The organism is Glaciihabitans tibetensis, from assembly GCF_003003265.1.
In the GTDB taxonomy this organism is placed as follows: domain Bacteria; phylum Actinomycetota; class Actinomycetes; order Actinomycetales; family Microbacteriaceae; genus Glaciihabitans; species Glaciihabitans tibetensis.
Genome location: NZ_PVTL01000004.1, coordinates 145,984 through 165,587, shown reverse-complemented (window position 1 = coordinate 165,587; position 19,604 = coordinate 145,984). Strand labels below are relative to the sequence as shown.

The 19,604-nt window shown below is 65.6% G+C and carries 19 protein-coding genes; 7 read left to right on the top strand and 12 right to left on the bottom strand.

The window, feature by feature from the left end; translation table 11 throughout:
• Positions 1 to 34 precede the first annotated feature (34 nt).
• The 3 genes from B0I08_RS08880 (at position 35) to B0I08_RS08870 (ending at position 1,654) form a co-directional block, all read left to right on the top strand.
• Positions 35 to 688, top strand: a complete 654-nt coding sequence (locus B0I08_RS08880) for a PadR family transcriptional regulator (RefSeq protein WP_106211949.1) — start codon at positions 35 to 37, stop codon at positions 686 to 688.
• Positions 689 to 778: 90 nt separating this feature from the next.
• Entirely contained in the window at positions 779 to 1,261 is a 483-nt protein-coding gene (locus B0I08_RS08875) for a DNA alkylation repair protein (RefSeq protein WP_106211947.1), read from the top strand.
• 78 nt (positions 1,262 to 1,339) lie between these two features.
• Complete coding sequence (locus B0I08_RS08870; protein ID WP_106211945.1) at positions 1,340 to 1,654, top strand: hypothetical protein; 315 nt, start codon at positions 1,340 to 1,342, stop codon at positions 1,652 to 1,654.
• Positions 1,655 to 1,796: 142 nt separating this feature from the next.
• Here the strand turns inward: B0I08_RS08870 and B0I08_RS08865 are convergent, their stop codons facing one another.
• On the bottom strand, positions 1,797 to 2,786 hold the full coding sequence (locus B0I08_RS08865) for a hypothetical protein (protein ID WP_146134371.1): 990 nt from the start codon (positions 2,784 to 2,786) through the stop codon (positions 1,797 to 1,799).
• A gap of 242 nt (positions 2,787 to 3,028) precedes the next feature.
• Between B0I08_RS08865 and B0I08_RS08860 the strand changes: the two genes are divergently transcribed.
• A complete protein-coding gene (locus B0I08_RS08860) occupies positions 3,029 to 4,807 on the top strand; it encodes an ABC-F family ATP-binding cassette domain-containing protein (RefSeq protein ID WP_106211941.1) in 1,779 nt (592 codons plus the stop codon).
• A gap of 43 nt (positions 4,808 to 4,850) precedes the next feature.
• Complete coding sequence (locus B0I08_RS08855; protein WP_106211939.1) at positions 4,851 to 5,081, top strand: hypothetical protein; 231 nt, start codon at positions 4,851 to 4,853, stop codon at positions 5,079 to 5,081.
• On the opposite strand, the gene B0I08_RS08850 is transcribed toward B0I08_RS08855, so the two are convergent.
• Positions 5,018 to 5,665, bottom strand: a complete 648-nt coding sequence (locus B0I08_RS08850) for a hypothetical protein (protein ID WP_106211937.1) — start codon at positions 5,663 to 5,665, stop codon at positions 5,018 to 5,020. The two genes, B0I08_RS08855 and B0I08_RS08850, sit on opposite strands and share 64 nt — an antisense overlap.
• 95 nt (positions 5,666 to 5,760) lie before the next feature.
• Between B0I08_RS08850 and B0I08_RS08845 the strand changes: the two genes are divergently transcribed.
• On the top strand, positions 5,761 to 6,333 hold the full coding sequence (locus B0I08_RS08845; RefSeq protein ID WP_106211935.1) for a GIY-YIG nuclease family protein: 573 nt from the start codon (positions 5,761 to 5,763) through the stop codon (positions 6,331 to 6,333).
• Here B0I08_RS08845 and B0I08_RS08840 read toward each other — a convergent pair.
• Together B0I08_RS08840 and B0I08_RS08835 are read right to left on the bottom strand one after the other, a co-directional pair.
• Positions 6,330 to 7,736: an MATE family efflux transporter gene (locus B0I08_RS08840; protein WP_106211933.1), complete on the bottom strand. Its 1,407-nt coding sequence runs from the start codon at positions 7,734 to 7,736 to the stop codon at positions 6,330 to 6,332. The genes B0I08_RS08845 and B0I08_RS08840 overlap by 4 nt on opposite strands.
• A gap of 107 nt (positions 7,737 to 7,843) precedes the next feature.
• Positions 7,844 to 8,281 (bottom strand): MarR family winged helix-turn-helix transcriptional regulator, encoded by a 438-nt coding sequence (locus B0I08_RS08835; RefSeq protein ID WP_106211931.1) that lies wholly within the window; start codon positions 8,279 to 8,281, stop codon positions 7,844 to 7,846.
• Between the two features lie 130 nt (positions 8,282 to 8,411).
• Here B0I08_RS08835 and B0I08_RS08830 point away from each other — a divergent pair, with 130 nt between their 5' ends.
• Positions 8,412 to 10,085 carry a cation:proton antiporter gene (locus B0I08_RS08830; protein ID WP_106212288.1) on the top strand — a complete coding sequence of 558 codons (1,674 nt, stop codon included), beginning with the start codon at positions 8,412 to 8,414 and terminating at the stop codon, positions 10,083 to 10,085.
• Positions 10,086 to 10,106: 21 nt separating this feature from the next.
• Here the strand turns inward: B0I08_RS08830 and B0I08_RS08825 are convergent, their stop codons facing one another.
• From B0I08_RS08825 to B0I08_RS08790, 8 genes are all read right to left on the bottom strand, one after another.
• On the bottom strand, positions 10,107 to 10,313 hold the full coding sequence (locus B0I08_RS08825; protein WP_106211929.1) for a hypothetical protein: 207 nt from the start codon (positions 10,311 to 10,313) through the stop codon (positions 10,107 to 10,109).
• A gap of 468 nt (positions 10,314 to 10,781) precedes the next feature.
• Positions 10,782 to 11,426 carry a bifunctional 4-hydroxy-2-oxoglutarate aldolase/2-dehydro-3-deoxy-phosphogluconate aldolase gene (locus B0I08_RS08820; protein ID WP_106211927.1) on the bottom strand — a complete coding sequence of 215 codons (645 nt, stop codon included), beginning with the start codon at positions 11,424 to 11,426 and terminating at the stop codon, positions 10,782 to 10,784.
• Positions 11,423 to 12,433 carry a sugar kinase gene (locus tag B0I08_RS08815; protein WP_245884715.1) on the bottom strand — a complete coding sequence of 337 codons (1,011 nt, stop codon included), beginning with the start codon at positions 12,431 to 12,433 and terminating at the stop codon, positions 11,423 to 11,425. Before B0I08_RS08815 ends, B0I08_RS08820 begins: the two co-directional genes overlap by 4 nt.
• On the bottom strand, positions 12,430 to 13,977 hold the full coding sequence (locus tag B0I08_RS08810) for a UxaA family hydrolase (RefSeq protein ID WP_106211925.1): 1,548 nt from the start codon (positions 13,975 to 13,977) through the stop codon (positions 12,430 to 12,432). Before B0I08_RS08810 ends, B0I08_RS08815 begins: the two co-directional genes overlap by 4 nt.
• Before the next feature lie 96 nt (positions 13,978 to 14,073).
• The gene (locus B0I08_RS08805; protein WP_106211923.1) at positions 14,074 to 15,531 is read right to left on the bottom strand and encodes a glycoside-pentoside-hexuronide (GPH):cation symporter; all 1,458 of its coding nucleotides are present in this window, start codon (positions 15,529 to 15,531) and stop codon (positions 14,074 to 14,076) included.
• 81 nt (positions 15,532 to 15,612) lie between these two features.
• Positions 15,613 to 17,010, bottom strand: coding sequence for a glucuronate isomerase (uxaC, locus tag B0I08_RS08800; protein ID WP_106211921.1), 1,398 nt, complete (start codon positions 17,008 to 17,010; stop codon positions 15,613 to 15,615).
• Between the two features lie 58 nt (positions 17,011 to 17,068).
• Complete coding sequence (locus B0I08_RS08795) at positions 17,069 to 18,598, bottom strand: tagaturonate reductase (protein ID WP_219905639.1); 1,530 nt, start codon at positions 18,596 to 18,598, stop codon at positions 17,069 to 17,071.
• Positions 18,595 to 19,488: a D-hexose-6-phosphate mutarotase gene (locus B0I08_RS08790; protein ID WP_106211920.1), complete on the bottom strand. Its 894-nt coding sequence runs from the start codon at positions 19,486 to 19,488 to the stop codon at positions 18,595 to 18,597. Before B0I08_RS08790 ends, B0I08_RS08795 begins: the two co-directional genes overlap by 4 nt.
• Between the last annotated feature and the right edge of the window lie 116 nt (positions 19,489 to 19,604).

Sequence of the window (19,604 nt, the reverse complement as noted above, 5' to 3'; positions counted from 1 at the left end):
TTGGTTTTATCTCAAACGAAAGGACGGGTCCGCGATGACTAGCGAATCCTCACAATTCCCCTCACAACCTCATCACCACCACCCCCGCGCCGAAGGGTTCTTCCCGTTCGGCCCGGCTCGTGCCCGGACGGGTTTCGGCCGCAGCGACGGTTTCCCTCCTGGCTTCGGACACGGCGCTGGCTTCGGCCCGGGTCGCGGTTTCGGCGGTTTCGGTGGCGGAGGCCCCCGCGGCTTTATGGGCCCAGGCCAGCGACGTCGCAAGGGCGCCGCCCGTGATGCGATCCTGTCTCTGCTGGCCGAAGGGCCCGCGAACGGCTACGGCCTGATCAAGGCAATCTCCGACAAAACCGGCGGCAGCTGGACTCCGAGTCCCGGCTCGGTCTACCCGACGCTGCAGCAGCTCGTCGATGAAGGCTTGATCGAAGCGACCAGCGAAGACAAGCGCTCCGACTTCCAGCTCACCGACGAGGGTCGCACCTACGTCACCGAACACGCGGAGGAACTGGCCGATGTTCTCAAGGGCGCATCGGAGCACACCGAGGCCAACGCCGGTCTGCACGAAAGCGTCGCGAAACTGATGGGTGTGCTGCACCAGGTCAAGTTCGCGGCAACCGATGAGCAGCGCGCCGCTGCCATCGCCCAGATCGACGAGACGCGTCGCGCCTTGTACCGCATCCTCGGCGAGTAGTGATCAGCACACATCTGCCCGGCGACCGCTCAGCTGAGTCGGTCACCGGGCAGACGCGCAGGGCACTGACCACCCGGGCAGAATGGGGTGATGAGTGATGCGGGCGACTTTGTGGACGCGGCGCTCCAGTACGAGGGTGACTGGTATCGCGGGGACGCAGAGCGCGAGCGCCTCGGCGTTGACCTTCGCTTCTATGGAGCGTCGATGGGAGCGGTGCGTGGCACCGTGCGTGACGCCGCGCGGAAGTTCCCCGGCATGGCCCATGACGAGATCACCTCACTGAGCAGCGAACTGTGGAGTGTGCCCGTCTATGAGCGAAGGCTCGCGGCGGTGGTGCTCCTGCAATCGAACGTACGGCTGCTGCATGCTTCCGACCTCACACGCATCGAGAGCTTCGTACGCACGGCCGGTCTCGCGGAGCTCGTTGACCCACTCGCTCACGACGTGATTGCGCCCCTTCTCGCCGGGCTCGATGCCGTCGGACGGCGGCGGGCGGATGCCGTATTGGACCGGTGGCACCAGGGCGGCGACCCCTGGCTGCGGCGAGCAAGCGCCGAGGCGAGAAATCCGTAACAATCTCGAAACGCCATTGGCAGCTGACGCGCAGTTTGTGTTCATCTTGAGGACACCGCGGTACCGCACAGTGGAGAAATGATCGCGATCGCAGCCACGCTCCAGCCCACGGACGCTCCGCAACTATTGGGCGTAATCCTTGAGCGTTTGCGCACGCGGTTTCCCCTGCTGCACACCCGGGACGACAGCACGGTTGTGCAGATGCCCGCGGTGGGCCGGGTTTTGATTACCGAAGCGCGCTCGAGCATGCAGCTGGACTTTGTTGTCGACAATGAGGTGGATGCTGCGGTCGCAGTCGACGCCCTGGAGGACGAGATCCGCACCCAGGTTCGTGACCGCGACATCTCGTTGCGCTGGCACCGCCCGACGATCGTGCCCGTCGCACTGCGCTGATCCGCGCCTCTGAACCCGTTCCCGGTGACCCGTGGCCCCACGACATGGTCGTCACCATTTCGGATGTGCGCTCGGTGAACTTCCTGTTGTTTGTGCGCAGCACCTGGCGACTAAATACCACGGGGTCCTATGGCCCGCCGACTCACCTTCCGCTGGTTGCAACCTTCGGGATGTTCCCACAGGTCGACAGCATCGCCAGCTTCACCTGAGGATCGTCCGCGGCGAGGTCGGTCGCTACAACGTCGGTGTGCCCGGGGGTGACCGTGGTGCCATCGCGGCTGATGTTAAGTGAAGTGCGGGTGATGGAATAGCGGCCAGATTCGGCCCGGGTTGCGAGAACAGCTGACAGCCAGCGGCCGCCGTTGCCGCTCGTACACTGCAACCCGGTGACTGTGGCACCGAAGCCGTGGAGGCTCGGGTTGTACTGCTGTCCGTTTGGCGCGATAACGTCCACGAATGCGCAGTCCCTGAAAGTGGAGAGCTCCGCACTTCGTCCGTCATCGAGAACCGTGACCACAACCTCGCTTTCCAGCGGAGCGGACCAGCCGGAATGGGTGTTGGGCCCGGCCAACCGATCCGCGAGAAAGTAGGTCGCGCCGCTGGCGGTGCTGATGCCGTAGGAAAAGGAGGGGTTCTCCACCATAAATTGCGTGTCCGGCACATTGTCCCCGTCGACGTCTTCGATTGGGGAGACCTCGGCCCCCGCGGGAATTGTCACGCCGTTGGCTGGGCACCCCGCGGCAGATCCGCCCGGGGCGGGTTGCGAGCCGGTGGCGTTCGGCTGGGCGGCCGGGGCGGCGGCTGCGGGCGCACCGCCAGATCCGGGTGCATCGCCGGATCCGGACGCATCGCCGGACCCGCTCGAACCGCCGACGGGCGCCTCAGCCTGAGCTGTAGAAGCGTCCGTCGGGGTGGGAGTGCCGGTGGGTGTGCTCGACGCCGGTGGTGTGGGCGGTGGTGTAGTGGTGGATGTCGGCCGCGGGGTCACCGCGGAGCCCGGGTCGCCGCCCGGAGTGCAGGCGGTCAGGGCCAGGGTGAGCGCGAGTATGCCTGCGGCCGCCGCGAGTGCGCCGCGTGACCGGCCGCGCCGCGGCATCCCGCCCCAAGTCCTGCCCTTACGTGGAGTATTCATCAACAACAGTCTGCGTCACCGGACGCCTGCTACCGACACCGTTTCATCACGATTGGATTGTCATCTGGGGCATAAGCGGCTAACCTTCTAAGGCTATGAAGAGGTAATTGCTTTCGTCCCGCGCCTGAGGCGCAGCGTGAAGAAGCCCCCTCTGAAATTCTCCGTACCAACTGGTGTTGTGGGGTGGCGTTCGCTGCAGAGCCCGTGCAGGAACCAATTTGACCCTTCGGAACGGTGGCCCCATGCCTGCAACACCCTCACAGCGTCCCACGTCGACCGCCCAGGCCGCCCCCGTGCGCGCCCGCCTGGTCAACACCGACGACGTGTCGCGCAAGCCCTCGCCGACCCACATCCGGGTCGACGGCGTCTCGCACTCCTACGGCGAGCATCCCGTACTCACCGACCTCACGATGGTCGTCGACAAGAAGGACCGCCTCGGCCTGATCGGCGAGAACGGCGTGGGAAAGTCCACACTTCTGCGCATTATGGGCGGCGCCGAAGATCCCAACGTCGGCCGCGTTGTGCGTCCTGCCCGCACCGGATTGCTCTGGCAGGAGGTGCAATACCTCCCGAGCGACACCGTGCACGACCTAATCGAGGGTGGCCTCGTCGGGTTGCGCGGAATCGAACGTGAGCTGGATGACGCGGCGATCGCCCTCAGCGAAGGCGCAGGCATCGGCTCCGGCACGCATGCGAGCGAAGAGGCCACCCTCGCCCGTCGGGCCAATGCTCGCTACGCCCGTGCTTTGGCCGCGGCCGAGGCTGCGGATGTGTGGAACGTCGAGGCACGCCGTGACGAGCTCATTGCGGGGCTCGGCATCAGCGGCATCCCGCTCGATCGACGCCTGGATGAAATCAGCGGTGGCCAGCGGTCCCGTTTCGCCCTCGCCGCCCTGCTGCTCGGACGTCCGCTCGCGCTGCTGCTCGACGAGCCCACCAACCACCTCGACGACAACGCCACCGACTTTCTGCGCAAGCAGCTCATCAACTGGCGCGGGCCGGTCGTGTTCGCGAGCCACGATCGCGCGTTCCTCGACGAGGTCGCCACCGTGCTGGTCGACATCGACCCGACCCGCGACGGGCTGGTGCGCTTCAGCGGCACCTACACTGCCTACCTCGTGGAGAAGGCCGCCGAGCGCAAGCGCTGGGAGCACCAGTTCCGCACCGAGCAGGCCGAGCTGCAGCGCCTCGAGTACACCCTCAGCGTGACGGCGCGCGAGGTCTCGAACGACTTCGGGCGCAAGGACAACGACAAGGTCGGCTTCGACTTCAAGGCCGGCAACGTCGAACGCGCTGTAGCCCGCCGGGTGCGCAACGCGGAGGCGCACTACCTCGACCTCGAGGAAAACCAGGTCTGGGCGCCGCCGACGCAACTCAGCTTCGGCGGAATCCCCAAGGGCGCGCAGAGCCTCGAAGAGGAGGAGGGTCCGCTCATGGCTCTCTCAGGAGCGCGGGTTGCCGGCCGCCTGGCCATTGACGACTTCAAGCTCAAAGACAACGCGCGCCTGCTGGTGACCGGCCCCAATGGTGCGGGCAAGTCGACCCTGTTGAGCGTTCTTGCCGGCCAGATTAAGGTGGATGCCGCGGCCGGCACCCTCCGCACTCGCAAAGGCCTGCGCGTGGCCCTACTGGAACAGGACGTGCGCTTTCTCGAGCCGCACCTCACCGCGCGCACCATCTACGAACTCAAGGTGGGGGAGAAGCGCGCCGCGGCCCTCCCGCTGTCGAGCTTCGGCCTGCTGGTCGCGCGCGACATCGACCGGCCCGTGGGGGAGCTGTCCATCGGCCAGCAGCGCAGGCTCGCCCTCGCGCTCATCATCGCGAAGCCGCCGCACGTGTTTCTGCTTGATGAGCCGAGCAACCACCTCTCGCTGACCCTCGCGTCTGAACTCGAGGATGCGCTCGGCACCTACCCGGGCGCGGTGATCGTCGCCAGCCACGATCGGTGGTTGCGCCAGCGCTGGACCGGCACCCGGATGGAGCTCTCGAACGGCCAGGTCGTCGCGGCCGACGCGGAGTAGTCGCCCGCTGACGCACGCGCGACTTCTGGCATACCGTCGGTGTATGGAAATCGCAGAATGGTGGCCGAAGCTCACGCACGCGACCCGGGATTGGCTGCTGGCGAACAATGGCGACGCCGTGCCCGCGGAGATCATGACCGAGATCGCCGCGGCCGGTGGCCCGGGCAAGTCAGAGCCGTGGTGGACGAACCAGATCGACTCAGACGGCTTTTACTTTCCTGACGATGCCTCGGACTGGGTCGAAGCGGTCGCGAACGATGAGCGTCCGTCCTGAGCGGGGCGCCCGTCCTGAGCCGGGCGCCCGTCCTGAGCCGGGCGTCCGTCCTGAGCCGGGCGCCCACTCTGAAGCACCGCGCCGACGATGAGCGACACGCCGGCCGCGATGATGCACCCCGCTGCCCAATAACCCATGCCGGGCGTGGAGTCCGACGATAGGTACCCGCCGTTGAGCGCCGGCGCGATCATGAACTCGAAGTACACGCTGCCGAGCACCATAAACCCCAGGGCGACCAGCACGGTGCGACTGAAGTGCCGCACGCGCCACTGCCAGATGGTGGCCACAACCATAGCCAGGGCGAGCGCGGCGAGAACTCGCCAAACCGCCCACACGGCGTCGTAGCTGAACTCGTTCTGACTATCCACGCACACGGGGTCATCGAAGGAGACCGCCGCGAAGCACGGCTGCCAGTGCGCGATCAAATCCGGTACCAGCAGCGCGCCCAGCGCGACATACAGGGCACCCATGAGCGCCACGACGAGCGACTGCCCCCGCTCCACTAGGAGCGACCGCCCGCGCGCCATCACGCCCGCGTCCTGTGTCTGCCCCACCTGATCCGTGGAACTGTGCCCCGTTATCATGCACCGAGTATCGCCGCCGCGGGTTACGTGCGGGTGAACGCCGCCGCGGTCAGATTATTCGAGCGGATGTCGGGGGCCGCGCCTACCCTCGAACCATGTTCAGCGAGAGCACCGGGTGCACGATCGAGGTTGCGCCGGGTGCGAGGTGCGGTGCCGCGGTAGATCCCGCGTCACCGCTCACTCTCTGTGCCCACCACCTCGCGGTCGCGCACGACTGGGTGGCCCGTGACGTGGGGGTCACCGATGTGCTCCCCTCGCCGTGCATCGCCTGCGGGTCGCGGCTCGGGGTGCGGTACCCATCCGGATGGCTCTGCGCTCTCTGCGAGTGGAAGGTCGGCGACCTCGCCGATCATGAAGTGGCGGCGGTCCGGGTGGACGTCGTCTACTACATCCGCTTCGACGACCGGATCAAGATCGGCACCTCGGGCAACCCGCGCTCCCGCTTGACCACGCTCAAGCACAACGAGCTCCTCGCCTTCGAACGTGGCGGCCGCTCGGTCGAGCAGCGCCGGCACGCCCAGTTCGCCCAGTTTCGCCTCGCCCGCACCGAGTGGTTCGAGATCAGTGGAGAACTGACTGCCCACATCGACGTGCTGCGCCGCGGCATCGACGACCCGTGGGATCTCTACAAACTGTGGGTCAGCCAGCAGCTCGCACTGCAGGGCTAGGCGCCAACCTGCTCGAGGGCCTCCTCGGCTCGTTCGGTGCTGCCCTCGGCGAGGCCGCGGTTGATGGCGCGCCGTGTGGCGAGCCACATCACAACGGCGACGACGAACACGAGGGCCTCCGAGACCGTCAGCGACCAGATGATGCCCGCCAGTCCAAACCAGAGGTTGCCCAGGATCACGATCGGGATGAACAAAGTGCCTTTCGCCAGGGACAGTACGATCGCGGGCAACGCCCGGCCGGTTGCCTGGAACAGCGACGTGAGAAGGCCCGTGAACCCGTTCACGATCATCGCGACGAGCTGCGCCGTGAGTATTGTGACGCCGATCGTGAGCACCGAACCGTCCGACGAGAACGCCAAGATCACGTGCTCACGGAAGACGAAGAGCGTCGCTGAAGAGATCACGACGAGTCCGCCGACCGTGAGCGCGGACACCCGCAGGGCCGAGGTGAGACGGTGTCGGTCGCCCTTGCCGTACGAGTAGGCGAGCAGCGGCAGCACGCCGAGCGTGACGCCCATCACCAGAAACTCCGGAACCTGCGCGATTCGCACCGCGATGCCCATCGCGGCGAGCGCGCTGTCACCGTAGGCGGCGGCGAGGTTGTTGAGCACCAGCGAGGTGACGATCAGGAAGCTGGACTGGAGCAGTTCGCCGACACCGACTCCGAAGACGGGCTTCATCACCGCTGGCGCGAGAGTAAACCACTGCGGCGAGACACTCACGTGCTCACTGTTTCGTTCCAGCCAGACGATGAAGTAGATCACGACTCCCACGTTCGAAAGGCCCATCGCGAGCGCCGCACCGGCGACGCCCCAGGGCAAGACGAGGATGAAGAGAATATCGAAGACCACGTTCGCGATCGTCGAGGCGATGAGGCCGACCATCACCTGGCGGGCGGCGCCTTCGGCTCGCACTATTTGCTCGAGGCAGAACGCCGCGGCAAGCGCGGGCACGAAGGCGAGCATCACGGTGACGTAGGTACCGGTCGCGGGCGCTGCCGCGGCATCCGCTCCCAGAAGAGAAACCAATGGATGCAACAAAAGGAGCCCGGCTCCGCCGAGGACAGCCCCGACTATCACCGAACCCCAGAACGCAAACGACGCGACGTGCTTGATATCGCTGGCCTTGGCGGGCTCGTGTTCCGCCGCGCCGAGCAGCCGGGAGATGAGTGCCCCGCCGCCGACGCCGAACACGCCGCCAACGGCCATGACCAGACCAAGAACGGGCGCGCCGAGCGTGATAGCGGCCAGCAGCACCGCGCTGTCGTGAAGCGATCCGACAAAGCCAGCGTTGATGACGTTGTAGACGGCGCCGACGATCATAGCCGCGGCCATCGGCACGCAGAGATGCACGAGCGCGCGCACGATGGGGGCGGACGAGAGGTACCAGCGGTTGGTGCTCATGACTGCTTCTTTCTGGGCAGGACGGAGCGCGCGCCGACGGACGCCGGCACGGCGAGGGGATGGTGAAGAAGTTGCTGACGACTACGAGCGCATGGGCGAGCGTCTGGTTAGCGGGTGGGTTGCGCCAGCTGCCCGGTGATCTTCGTGAGCAGAGCATGGAGCGCTGCCCGCTCGGACTCGTCCAACGGCGCAAGGATGGTCTCATCGACGGCGGCCATCGCGGCCTCGAAACCGGCGATAAGTTCGGCGCCGGCGACGGTGGCGTATACGCGCTTGGTGCGCTCGTTGCCGTCCTCGCTGCGCCGCTCGACGAGCTCGCGCCGCTCGAGTCCCTGCAGGAGGCTCGAGACGCTCGCCGCGCTTGTACGACTCACCTCGGCGATGTCGCGCTGGCTCGCACCCGGTTTCTGCACCAGATAGCCGAGCACAAAAGACTGCGCGTGACTGAGCTCGCGTTCGCGGACCCAGTCTTCGCCGGCCCGCATCTGGGCCCAGCCGATCCAGCGGACCAATTCGAGGCTGGTAGTGAGCTTGGGTGCGTCCATAGTTAGAACCCTAATCGTTAGAGGTCTAACTGTCAACGAATGTTCGGAATGATGTCGATCAATGAAGCGGATGTCGCTGACCTCCATCACGGATTCGTGCGCACCCCACGCGTGGTGCCAGTCTGGAGCCATGACCGAACTACTTGTCTTGATCGTGACTGGGTTAGTGGTGATCGCCGCGGCCACTGTGGTCGGTCCGCGCCTGGGAATCGCGTCGCCCCTCGTCCTCGTGGCGATCGGGGTCGCCGCAAGCTTCCTGCCGGCGTTCAGCGAGATCGAAATTGAGCCGGAGTGGATCCTTGCGGGTATCCTGCCGCCGCTGCTTTACTCCTCTGCCGTGTCGATGCCGGCGATGAACTTCCGCCGCGAGTTCGGAGCGATCAGCGGGTTATCCGTGGTGCTTGTCGTGGGCAGCGCCCTCCTGCTCGGGCTGTTCTTTATGCTCGTGATCCCGGGGCTCGGGTTTGCCTGGGGCGTCGCACTCGGTGCCATCGTCAGCCCAACTGACGCCGTGGCGACATCCATCATCAAACAAACGCCGGTGTCCAAACGCGTCGTCGCGATGCTCGACGGCGAGAGCCTGCTCAACGATGCGACCGCGCTAGTGCTGCTGCGCACTGCGATCGTCGCGACGGCGGCGTCCTTCTCGTTCTGGGGGGCGGTCGGCACGTTCGCCTACTCGGTCATCGTCGCGGTGATCGTGGGGAGTCTCGTCGGCTGGATCAACCTCGCGATTCGCAGACGCGTGACGGACCCGACCGTCAACACGGTCATCTCGTTTACCGTGCCCTTCATCGCGGCGATACCGGCAGAACTTCTCGGTGCATCCGGCCTGGTGGCCGCGGTCGCCGCCGGGCTGGTAACGGGAATCCGTGCTCCGAGGGAGCTGTCGGCCCAGAACCGCCTGTCCGATTCGCAGAATTGGCGCACGGTCGAACTCGTGCTGGAGGGCGCGGTGTTCCTGACGATGGGCGTGCAAATTCGCTCCATCGTGGAGAACGTGGAGGCGGACCACGCCGGAGTCGGCCCGGCGGTGGTTATCGCCGCGGGCGCACTCGTGCTCACGATCCTGGTGCGGGCGGCCTACATTGCTCCGTTGCTCGGTTTTCTCCACAGCCGGTCCCGGCGCTCCGCCCAGCTGCAGAGCCGGCTCAACGACATGAACAGCAAGATGACGACGTCCGAGAGCAAAAGACAGGCGATGGACGAAGCCAATCGCGGCCGGGGTCGCAAGATCTCCGAACGCGACCTCGACCGGTTAGCCACGCGGATCACCCGGGGACTGGCCGACATCGAGTACTTCCGGCGCGAGCCGCTCGGCTGGCGTGAGGGCACGGCCGTCGTATGGGCGGGAATGCGCGGAGCCGTCACCGTCGCCGCGGCGCAGTCGCTGCCCATCGAAACCCCGCAGCGCTCGGTGCTGGTGCTCATCGCGTTCGCCGTCGCGGCGATGTCGCTCGTCGTGCAGGGCGGAACCATCGGCCCGCTGCTGCGCTTCATCACGCCGAAGGTCGACCAGGCCGCGCTCGACCAGGAGGCCGGCGCTGAGCGTGGTCGGATACTCGAGCTGATGCGAACGAGCGGCCTGGCCGTGCCGGAGCCGTCGCGCCCGGACGGCGAACCCGGCCCGCAACACTTCGAATCGGCGAAGCGCCACCGGCTCGCAGTTCTCGCGGCGCAGCGCTCAGCGCTTCTCGACGCACGCGACAACGGCACGTTCGACGCAGACGTGCTCGCCAACGCACTCGCGAACCTCGACGCGGCACAAATCGCCATCGAGATGCGGGGCAAACCCGTCGACTGACCCGGGAGTTAGCGCGCCGTCCTAGTCGTCGGTGCCGCTTGCCGCACCCTCAGCATCTGCGTCGACCTCGGCACCCTCGGTGTCTGCGTCGACCTCGCCGCCCGCGCCGAGCTTGTCGGGGTTGCGGGTCGTCTCGCCCTGCGGGTTCAGCGCATTACCGCCCACCGGCACGGCGAGCGAGTCGTCTTCCGGCGTATTCGAGCTGGAAGAAGCGGATGTCTCGGGCATGAGTTCTCCGATCGGGTTGTGGTTTCACCAGCGGGTGAATCAGCAGAATACGCTGTCGGTGGGGGAGAACGATGCCGCACGATCCGCAAGGCCGCTCCACGGCGCCGTCCGGCCGTCGCCGACCGGTCAGTCGTCGACGCGGCCTTTCGCCGAACGGTCAGTCGTCGACGCGGCCTTTCGCCGAACGGTCAGTCGTCGACGCGGCCTTTCGCCGAACGGTCAGTCCCGTCGCATTTTTGCGAGGAAATGCTCGATTGTTGTCCGGTGGGCGAGCGGAATCAAGGGGTCGAGTCGACGACTGTCCGCTCGGCGACGGAGTCGATTCGGCTTCGGACGGGTCGCATGTTGGAGGACTGCACGTAGACGTGTTGGACGGTCACGGGCGCGAGGCGATCGCTCCACCGGGCGACCGATCCGTGACCGAGCGACCGATCCGTGACTGAGCGGCCGAACCGCTACCGGGCTAGCTCAGGCCGAGACGGTGTGCTTCGCCGCATGGGCCGCGATCAGCTCGCGCACCGATGCCGTCCCGGCATCGTCGACAAACGCCGAGCCGAGGCCGACAGCGCTGGCGCCGCCCGCGAGAAAATCGTCCGCGTTCGCCAGGGTCATTCCGCCCGTGGCAATGAAGCGCATCTCCGGGTACGGACCCTTCATGGCTTTCGCCCAGCCTGCGCCGAGCAGCGACGCCGGAAACATCTTGACCCAGTGCAGACCGAAGCTGCGGGCAAGCAGAATCTCGCTTGCGGTGGCAACGCCGGGCAGATGTGGGATGCCTCGTCGCGCACTTTCCTGCACGATGTCAGCATCGAGGCCGGGCGACACGGTGAAGCTCACTCCGGCGTCGGTCGCAGCGTTGAGCTGTTCGAGGGTGGTGATGGTGCCGGCGCCGACGCTGAGTCCGCGCCGAGCGGCTGCCGCAACGACGGCTTTGAGTGCGGGAATTGCCTCGGGGGTCTGGATGGGGATTTCGACGTTCTCCACACCCGCGTCCCAGGCGTTCTCCGACTGGCGAACAGATTCATCGACTGAGAGATTACGGAACACCGCGATCACGGGAACGCGAAAGAAGTCGTTGGCGAACCAGGTGGCGGTGGTAGTTGCGAGTGTCATGCGAGTTGTCTCCTCAGGTCGGCGCTGTCGCGCAGGGTGTGTCCGGGACGGAAGTCTTCGCGACTGCCCAGCGCCCACGCGGCGAGCGAGTGCCCGTTCGCGAGGCGGTCGGCGGCGGTGGCTCCGTTGAGTAGTGCCGACAGGTAACCGGCGGCGAAGGCATCCCCAGCACCCACCGGCTCCACGACCTCAACACGCCGGGCGGGCACCCGGGTGATGGTCTGCTCACCGGCGGAGAGACGAAACTCGACCGCTTCGATCGATGAGTCCTTCACCACCAGGTAGGGCAGATCGGGCATCAAGGCGCGCACGTCCGCGGCGCTTTCGCAGCCCCAGAGCGTCTGTGCCTCATCGAGTCCGACCAGCACCACGGTGGCGCGGCGGGCGAGATCGAGCAGGCGGGGCGCTGCCACCTCGAGCGGCCAGAGCCCCGCGCGGTAGTTGATGTCGAACGACACCTGTGCACCGGTTTCCGCGGCGTGATCGAGCACATACTCCACGAGGCTGTCGCACGATGCCGACAGCGCCGGCGTGATGCCGGTGGTGTGAATCCACTTCGCACTGTCGAGTGGCCAGGTGGCTGCGTCGGTCACGCTCAGTTCGGATGCGGCGGATCCGGCACGGTAGTAGAACACGTGCGCGCCCGATCCGGTGTCGGGCTCTTTGAGGTAGAGGCCGGTTGATGCGGAGCTCTTACGACCGACCCAGCGGGTGTCCACTCCGGCACGATCGAGGGTGCTGATGATCTTGGCGCCCAGTGTGTCGTTGCCGACGTTGCCGGCCCACGCAACACGGTGGCCGAGTTCCGCGAGGTGGCTGGCGACGTTGGACTCCGCACCACCGGTGCCGAGAGTCAGCGCGCTGGCTTCGTCGAACGCCTGGGTTTGGGTCGGAGTGATCATGCCCATCGTCTCGCCGAAGCAGAGCACGTCGGGAGCGAGCACGTCAGAAGCGACCGCGTCGGGCACGGCGATCGCGTCCGGGTCGGTGACTGTGGCGGGGATCACGTGACCGCTCCGATGTGCCACGGTACGAACTCTTCCTGGCCGACATCGAATTCTTCGCTGGTGGTCTGGCGGCCCGAGGCGACCTCGATGATGAGCTCGAGAATCTCGGAGCCCACCTCCTCGACCGTGGCGGTGCCGTCGGCGATGCGCCCGGCGTTGATGTCGATGTCGTCTCCCTGGCGGGTGAACAGTTCCGTGTTGGTGCCCACCTTGATGCTCGGGGTGGGTTTGCAACCGAACACGGATCCGCGACCGGTGGTGAACACAACGACGGTGGCGCCGCCGGCGACGAGGCCGGTGACGGACACCGGGTCGTAGCCGGGGGTGTCCATGAAGCTGAGGCCGCGCTGGGTGATCGGTTCGGCGTATTCGTAGACGGCGGACAGGTCGGCGTGGCCGGCCTTGGCCACCGCGCCGAGCGACTTTTCGAGGATGGTGGTGATGCCGCCCGCCTTGTTTCCGGGCGACGGGTTGTTGTCCATGGTGCCGCCGTTGATGGCGATGTACTTCTCCCACCAGTCGATGCGGTCGAGCAGCTTCTGGCCAATCGCGCGCGAGGTTGCGCGGGCGGTGAGCAGGTGCTCCGCGCCGTAGACCTCGGGGGTCTCGGCGAGCACGGAGGCGGCTCCTTCGGCGACGAGCACATCGGACGCCCACCCGAGCGCCGGGTTCGCGGTGATCCCGGAATATCCGTCTGACCCACCGCAGTTGAGCCCGAGAACAAGCTCGGAGATGTCGATCGGTTCGCGCCGGCGGCTGTCGAGTGTCTCGGCCATGCGGAGGACCGCCTCAACGCCGGAGGCGACGCTGGCGCGCATTCCGCCGTTTTCCTGAATGGACAGCGTCTCGACCAGGGTGTCCTCTGGAAGGTTGCCTTCCGCGAGGATCAGGCTGGTCGAAGCCATTTCACAGCCGAGACTGAGAACAAGCACACCAGAGATGTTGGGGTGGCGGGCATACCCGTTGAGGGTGCGCAGCAGAATCTGGGCTCCCTCACTTTCGAGAACCAGGCCGCAGCCGCTCTGGTGCGTGAGGGCGAGGATGCCGTCGACGTGGGGAAAGCGGGCCTTGATCTCGGCTTTGGCTTTGTCCACGATCAGTTTGGCGGTGGTGCCCGAGCAGTTGACGGTGGTGAGGATCGCGATGTAGTTGCGCGTTCCTGCCCGGCCGTTGGCGCGGCGGTAGCCGTCGAAGGTGCGGCTGGGGCCCGAGGGCGCCTCAAGCTCGGTGTGTACGGTGCCGAACTCGTGCACGCGAGCGGCCAGGTCCATACCCAGGTTGTGGCTGTGCACGTGGTCGCCGCGCACGATCGGAGCCGTTGCCACACCGATTGACTGCCCGTACTTGTGCACCGGTGTTCCCACGGCCACGTCGTTCAGCGCGATCTTGTGCCCGCTGGGTACCGCGGCGGTGATGGTGAGATCTCCGCCGCCCACGGGAACGATCTCGCCGGGAGTCAGGTCCCGGAGGGCTACAGCGACGTCGTCGCCGTCTGCCATAAGGAGCACCGAGGTGCCCGTCGCGATGCTTTCGATGTGTGACATGGGGGGGGCTTTCTCTTGTTGTGCTGCTGATGCGGGGTGGGTGGTGATGATGATGTGAGACGGATGCAGCGCGGCAGGAGCCGCGCTGCAGCCCGACTACTTACCGGTGATCGAGGAGAGCGAGCTCTCTCCGATGACGCCGTGTTCCCAGCGACCGGCCGACAGTTCCCGCGCGATCATGCGGTACTTGCTGTCGGGCAGGTTGTAGAGCAGGAACAGGATGATGGCGGCGATGGTGAGGGCGACGGCGGGGTAGAGCGTCATGACCGACTTGATGCCGGCGAGAGTCTCTTCGGTCTGGTTGTCGGCCTGGGCGACGTAGCCGGTGACGGCGAGCATGCCGGCGCCGACGATTGCGGCGAGCGACTGCGCGATCTTGCGGGAGAAGTTGAAGGCCGCGTAGGTCATCGTCTCCTTGCGCACTCCGGTGTGCCATTCGCCGTAGTCGATCGTGTCTGACACGAAGGCCCAGGTGACGGCGTTCGGCACGGCGAGAGCGGCGTAGCCGATGGTGACGAGGAGCATAAACGTCCACAGGTTGGTCGGAATGACGAAGTTGAGGCCGTTGGCGACGACGCTGATCGCGAACCCACCCATGGCGGTCTGCTTCTTGCCAAAGCGCTCAACGAGCTTCGGCACAAACATGATTCCGACGATGGAGGCGCCGATCATCACGAAGTTGAGCACGGGCTGCAGGGCGATGTTGCCGAGGTTGTACTGGGCAAAGAAGATCATCATCATGTTGTTGACGTTCATCGACGAGATTGTGAAGAGCGTCATCAGCACGAGTCCGAGCAGCGGACGGTTGGTGAGGACGGCGCGGGCGTAGTCCTTCATGCCGTTTTTGTCCTGGCTTGCTGCGCGGTTGACGCGCACCCGCTCCTTGGTTCCGCGGTAGCAGATGTAGAATGAGATCACTCCGACGACGGCCATAACGAGTGCGGCCCACATGTAGTTCTGGCCGGTCATCCCGCCCATCATCAGCATCAGGGGGATGAAGGCGACACCACAGATCAACTGGGCGCCGAGCGAGCCGGTCTGGCGGCTGGTCGCGAGCTGGGCGCGGTCCTTGATGTTGCGGGTCATCACCGACGCCAGCGATCCGTACGGGTCGTTGGTGAAGGAGTAAACGATGCCCCAGATCGCGTAGGAACCGGCGGCGAACGCGATCTTCCAACCCATCGACACGTCGGGCATCGTGAAGGTGATGACCGTGAGGACGGCGAGCACGATCGCGGAGACCATCATGACGGGGCGGAATTTGCCGCGCTTGCCGATCTTGCGGCTGTCGATGTAGTGGGCCGCGATCGGGTCCATAAACGCGTCGAAGATCTTGCTGAGCGAGAAGATGAGCGCGACGACTGCTGGGCCGATGCCGCAGGTGTCGATCCAGAACTTGGTCAGGTATGACTGGCCGAGGTCGAACATAAAGCCGTTGCCGAAGTCGCCGAACCCGTACGCGACCTTCTCCTTGGTGGAGATTCGCTCTTCGGTGACATCGCCGTCGCTGCTCGCGGGCGCGGCCCCGACATCAAGTCCTTCTTGAATACTCATGATTCACTTACACACTTTCGATTCTCGTTATGCCTAGGCAGAAGCGTCACGCAGCCTTGCGTGGCACCGGTGTTGCGGGTATTACAGTCCGAAGTAGGTGTCGGCGTTGTTGAAGCAGATGTCTTCGATCATTTGGCCGAGCACGAGCTCGTCGTCGGGAACTTCTCCCAGCTCCGACCATTCGCCGACGAGTTCGCACAACACCCGGCGGAAGTACTCGTGGCGGGGGTAGGACAGGAAGCTGCGCGAATCAGTGAGCATGCCCACGAAGTTCGACAGCAGGCTCTCTTCTGCGAAGGTCGACAGCTGCTGGCGCATACCGCTGCGGGTGTCGTTGTGCCACCAGGCGCTGCCGAGCTGGAACTTCTGCACGGTGTCTTTCTGGTACCCGCCCATCAGGGTCACCAGGGGCAGGTAGTCGTTGGGGTTCAGCGAATACAGCATGGTGCGGGGGATCGCATCTTCGATTTCCATCGAGTCGAACAGCCGGGCGAGCGGCTCTGCGATGCTGCGGTCGTTGATGCTGTCGTAGCCGGTGTCGGGGCCGAGCTTGGTGAGCATCGGGGTATTGACGTTGCGCAGGGCGTGGAGGTGCAGCTGCATCGTCCAGTTTTTTGCGTGGTAGGCGCGCATCAGGGCCTTGAGCACCGCGGTGCGGTACTGCGCGACCTGGTGCTCGGTGAGTGCCTGGTTGCCCGCAGCGCTGCCGAGCGCTGTGGCAACGATGGCGTCCAGCTCGGCCGGGGTGGCCTCGGCGTAGACCACAACGTCGAGCGCGTGGTCGGAGAGGCGTCCGCCGAGGGAATGGAAGTAGTCGATACGACGACGCAACGCGTCGGTGATGTCGCCGAAGGTGGTGATGGCAACGCCGGCCGCAGTCGATAGTCGGGCGATGTACTCGGCGAACGAGGCATCCCGCACATTCATCGCCTTGTCGGGTCGGAACGCGGGCAGCACCTTGAACGACTCTTCGCTCTTGAGCAGCTTGTGGTACTTCAGGTCATCGGCGGGGTCGTCGGTGGTGCAGATGATCTTGACCGAGCTGCCGCGGATGAGGCTCCGGCGGGAGAATGCCGGCGTGGCGAGCAGCGCGTTGGCGCGGTCGTAAATGTCGCGGGCGGTCTCGCGGCTGAGTACCTCGGTGATGTTGAAGAAGCGGCGCAGTTCGAGGTGCGTCCAGACGTACAGCGGGTTGCCGAGCGCCTTCTCGATGGTGCCGGCCCAGGCGTAGAACTTGTCGAAGTCGTCTCCATCACCCGTGATGAGTCGCTCGTCAACGCCGTTGGCTCGCATGAGGCGCCACTTGTAGTGGTCACCAGCGAGCCACACCTCGGTGATGCTGGCGAAGCGGCGGTCTTCGTAGATTTCCTGCGGGTTCAGGTGGCAGTGGAAATCGATGATCGGCATCGCCTGCGCGTGGTTGTGAAACAGCTTTTTGGCCATCTCGGTGCTGAGCAGGAAGTCGTCGTTGAGAAGCATTACTTCTGTCCTTCGTGGTCGGTCGTGCGGAGCCAGCGTGTGGGGCTAGCGAGTGGGGCTAGATGAGGTTGGCGATGCTGGCGCGAACGCCGCGGGTGCGGAGGCTCTCAAGGCCTTCGATGACGCGCGTGACCAGGTGAGGCACGGTGGTGAGGTCGGTGCCCCACAGCTCCGCGTTGGCGAGAATCGTCTCGACGTAGTTGTCGGTGGCGGCTGCGGTGCGGAAGGTTTCGAGCACCTCGTCGCCATCAACGGGGGAGAAGGTCACGGCCGCGTCACCGCTGTAGGTGAGCAGGAGTGCCGCCAGCGCGAGGGTGATGCGGGGCGGGAGTGCCACGGTGGCGCGCTGGGTGGCGAGGAGAATTGGTAGCAGGCGGCTCTTGAACTTCGAGGCACTGTTCAGGGCGATCGACGCGAGCTCGTGGTTCATGAACGGGTTGTCGAAGCGCTCCTTGACCGACTCGGCGTAGGCGGCGAGCTCGGAGTGCGGCAGGTCGAGCACGGGGATGATTTCGTTGTACATCACGCGGTCGATGAGGGGTCCGAACTCGGCATCCTGCATCACCTCACGCACGGTGAGCACGCCGGCGAGGCGGGCGAGCAGGGCCATCACGGTGTGCGGGCCGTTGAGCAAAAACACCTTGCGTTCGCGGTAGGGGGTCATGTCGTCGGTGACGATGACGTTCAACCCGGCCTTGGCCAGCGGCAGGCGCTCGACGAGCTCTTGCGGCCCTTCGATGACCCAGAGCAGGAACGGTTCCGCCTTCACGATGAAGTTGTCGGTGTACCCGAATTCGATGGCGAGCTGCGCCGCGCGGTCCTTGGGGTAGCCGGGCACGATCCGGTCGACGAGGCTGGAGTAGAAGACGTTTTCGTCGGAGATCCAGCGGGTGAAGCCCTCGCCAAGGTTCCACAGCTCGGCGAGCTGCAGCACGATGTCGCGCAGACGGTCACCGTTGTGCTCGATGAGCTCGCACGGGATGATCTGGAATCCGGCCTTGCCGAGCTCGAAGCGGCGGTAGAGCAGCGCGGTCAGTTTGCCCGGAAAGCTCTTCTGCGGACCGTCGGCGAGCAGGTCGTCGCCGTTGTACGCAATACCGGCCTCGGTGGTGTTAGAGAAGATGAACTCGATGTCGTCGTTTTCGGCGAGCGCGAGGTAGCCCGCGTAGTCGGTGTAGGGGTCGACGGTGCCGGTCACGACGGTGATAATTTCGTGGCTCTGCACCTCGTGGCCGTCGAGTTTGCCCTCGAGCAGCACGGTGAAGAGATCGTCCTGCGCGCCCTGGGCGGCGACGAGGCCACTGGCGAGAGGCTGCACAATGGTCACTCCGCCGTTGAAGAGACCCTGCTTGTTCATCTGCTGGAGCTGCCACTCGACGAATCCGCGCAAGAAGTTGCCCTCGCCGAACTGAATGGCCTTGGTGGGAAGCGTCTGGGCACCGGACGCGTCGGTGGTCGACGACGCGGTGGCCAGCGTCTCGACGGGGAGAGTTGCACGCGTGAGTGTTTGCATGACGTTCGATTCCTTCTGGTGTGCGGTGTTCGGAAGCTCGCGAGGAGCGCGTTCGGTCGGGGTGGAGGTGGTCATCGCACGGCCAGCGTGGTGGTCATGTGGTTGCTGGCGCCCGGAGCGAGTGTGATTGCCCCGTCGAGGACGTTGGCGGCTTCGACGCAGACCATCGAGGTGAACTCGTCGTCGCCGAAGTCAGCAATGTCGGCGGCCTTGACGCTGCCGGGGTTCCAGATGACGGACTGGGCGGATGCCGGGGCGACGACTGTGATGACCCGCGACTGTGCGGCGTCATCGACGTCGATCAGGGCAGGCATCGGGTAGATGCGCTCGAGATGTTCGCCGCCGAAAAGCACCCGCTGAGCGGACACACCCGTTGCCTCGGGAGTCGCCGCGCGGTCGAGGTACGGCAGGTTCTCAAAGCCGCCGATCGTGGTGGCGGTGATCTCGCCGACCGTGACGTAGGTGTGGAACGCCTCCTCGAATGTGAGATCGCGGTCGGCGGTGTTGATGACCTGAAGGTCAGCGGTGAGTTCGGCTCCAACTGTGACCACGTAGAGCAGACGCATCGGCGCGGTGCCGTCGGGTACGCCCACGCTCTGCTCGGTCAGCTCGAAAGTGAGCTCCGCGGCATCCGCCCCGCTCTCAGCACTGATGAGGGTCCATTCGGCCAGCCGAGCCCAGCCGTGGTTGGGGAGGGTGGCGTCGGTTGCATTCTTGCCGAACCAGGGGAAGCAGAGGGGGATGCCGCCGCGGAGCGGGTCGGCGGTCGAGTAGCGGCTGAGGGCGCTCATCCACAGGACGGGGAGCTGGCCGGTCGGGCACCACTCGGCGACGTGGGCGCCGTGCAGGTAGATGAGGGCGGTGGCCGAGGGGTGGGCGACGGCGACGGCGGGCAGGGAGCCGAGCCCGTCGATCATGCTGATACCCACCGGAAGATCCGTTAGTGGGGCACTGGGTGTAGTCATTGTTCCTCCTCATCGAGAACTGGTGAGACCAATTCCTGCTGTTCCGCCTGACGGACTTGTAGTCCGTCAAGAGGACCGCACCAACGACACTAGGTTTATTCCGCTTTACGGAACGC

Excerpts from the sequence above, each read along its gene's own strand:
- B0I08_RS08880 (WP_106211949.1), top strand. The coding sequence starts at position 35 with ATGACTAGCGAATCCTCACAATTCCCCTCACAACCTCATCACCACCAC.
- B0I08_RS08875 (WP_106211947.1), top strand. The coding sequence starts at position 779 with ATGAGTGATGCGGGCGACTTTGTGGACGCGGCGCTCCAGTACGAGGGT.
- B0I08_RS08870 (WP_106211945.1), top strand. The coding sequence starts at position 1,340 with ATGATCGCGATCGCAGCCACGCTCCAGCCCACGGACGCTCCGCAACTA.
- B0I08_RS08865 (WP_146134371.1), bottom strand. The coding sequence starts at position 2,786 with ATGAATACTCCACGTAAGGGCAGGACTTGGGGCGGGATGCCGCGGCGC.
- B0I08_RS08860 (WP_106211941.1), top strand. The coding sequence starts at position 3,029 with ATGCCTGCAACACCCTCACAGCGTCCCACGTCGACCGCCCAGGCCGCC.
- B0I08_RS08855 (WP_106211939.1), top strand. The coding sequence starts at position 4,851 with ATGGAAATCGCAGAATGGTGGCCGAAGCTCACGCACGCGACCCGGGAT.
- B0I08_RS08850 (WP_106211937.1), bottom strand. The coding sequence starts at position 5,665 with ATGATAACGGGGCACAGTTCCACGGATCAGGTGGGGCAGACACAGGAC.
- B0I08_RS08845 (WP_106211935.1), top strand. The coding sequence starts at position 5,761 with ATGTTCAGCGAGAGCACCGGGTGCACGATCGAGGTTGCGCCGGGTGCG.
- B0I08_RS08840 (WP_106211933.1), bottom strand. The coding sequence starts at position 7,736 with ATGAGCACCAACCGCTGGTACCTCTCGTCCGCCCCCATCGTGCGCGCG.
- B0I08_RS08835 (WP_106211931.1), bottom strand. The coding sequence starts at position 8,281 with ATGGACGCACCCAAGCTCACTACCAGCCTCGAATTGGTCCGCTGGATC.
- B0I08_RS08830 (WP_106212288.1), top strand. The coding sequence starts at position 8,412 with ATGACCGAACTACTTGTCTTGATCGTGACTGGGTTAGTGGTGATCGCC.
- B0I08_RS08825 (WP_106211929.1), bottom strand. The coding sequence starts at position 10,313 with ATGCCCGAGACATCCGCTTCTTCCAGCTCGAATACGCCGGAAGACGAC.
- B0I08_RS08820 (WP_106211927.1), bottom strand. The coding sequence starts at position 11,426 with ATGACACTCGCAACTACCACCGCCACCTGGTTCGCCAACGACTTCTTT.
- B0I08_RS08810 (WP_106211925.1), bottom strand. The coding sequence starts at position 13,977 with ATGTCACACATCGAAAGCATCGCGACGGGCACCTCGGTGCTCCTTATG.
- B0I08_RS08805 (WP_106211923.1), bottom strand. The coding sequence starts at position 15,531 with ATGAGTATTCAAGAAGGACTTGATGTCGGGGCCGCGCCCGCGAGCAGC.
- uxaC (WP_106211921.1), bottom strand. The coding sequence starts at position 17,010 with ATGCTTCTCAACGACGACTTCCTGCTCAGCACCGAGATGGCCAAAAAG.
- B0I08_RS08795 (WP_219905639.1), bottom strand. The coding sequence starts at position 18,598 with ATGACCACCTCCACCCCGACCGAACGCGCTCCTCGCGAGCTTCCGAAC.
- B0I08_RS08790 (WP_106211920.1), bottom strand. The coding sequence starts at position 19,488 with ATGACTACACCCAGTGCCCCACTAACGGATCTTCCGGTGGGTATCAGC.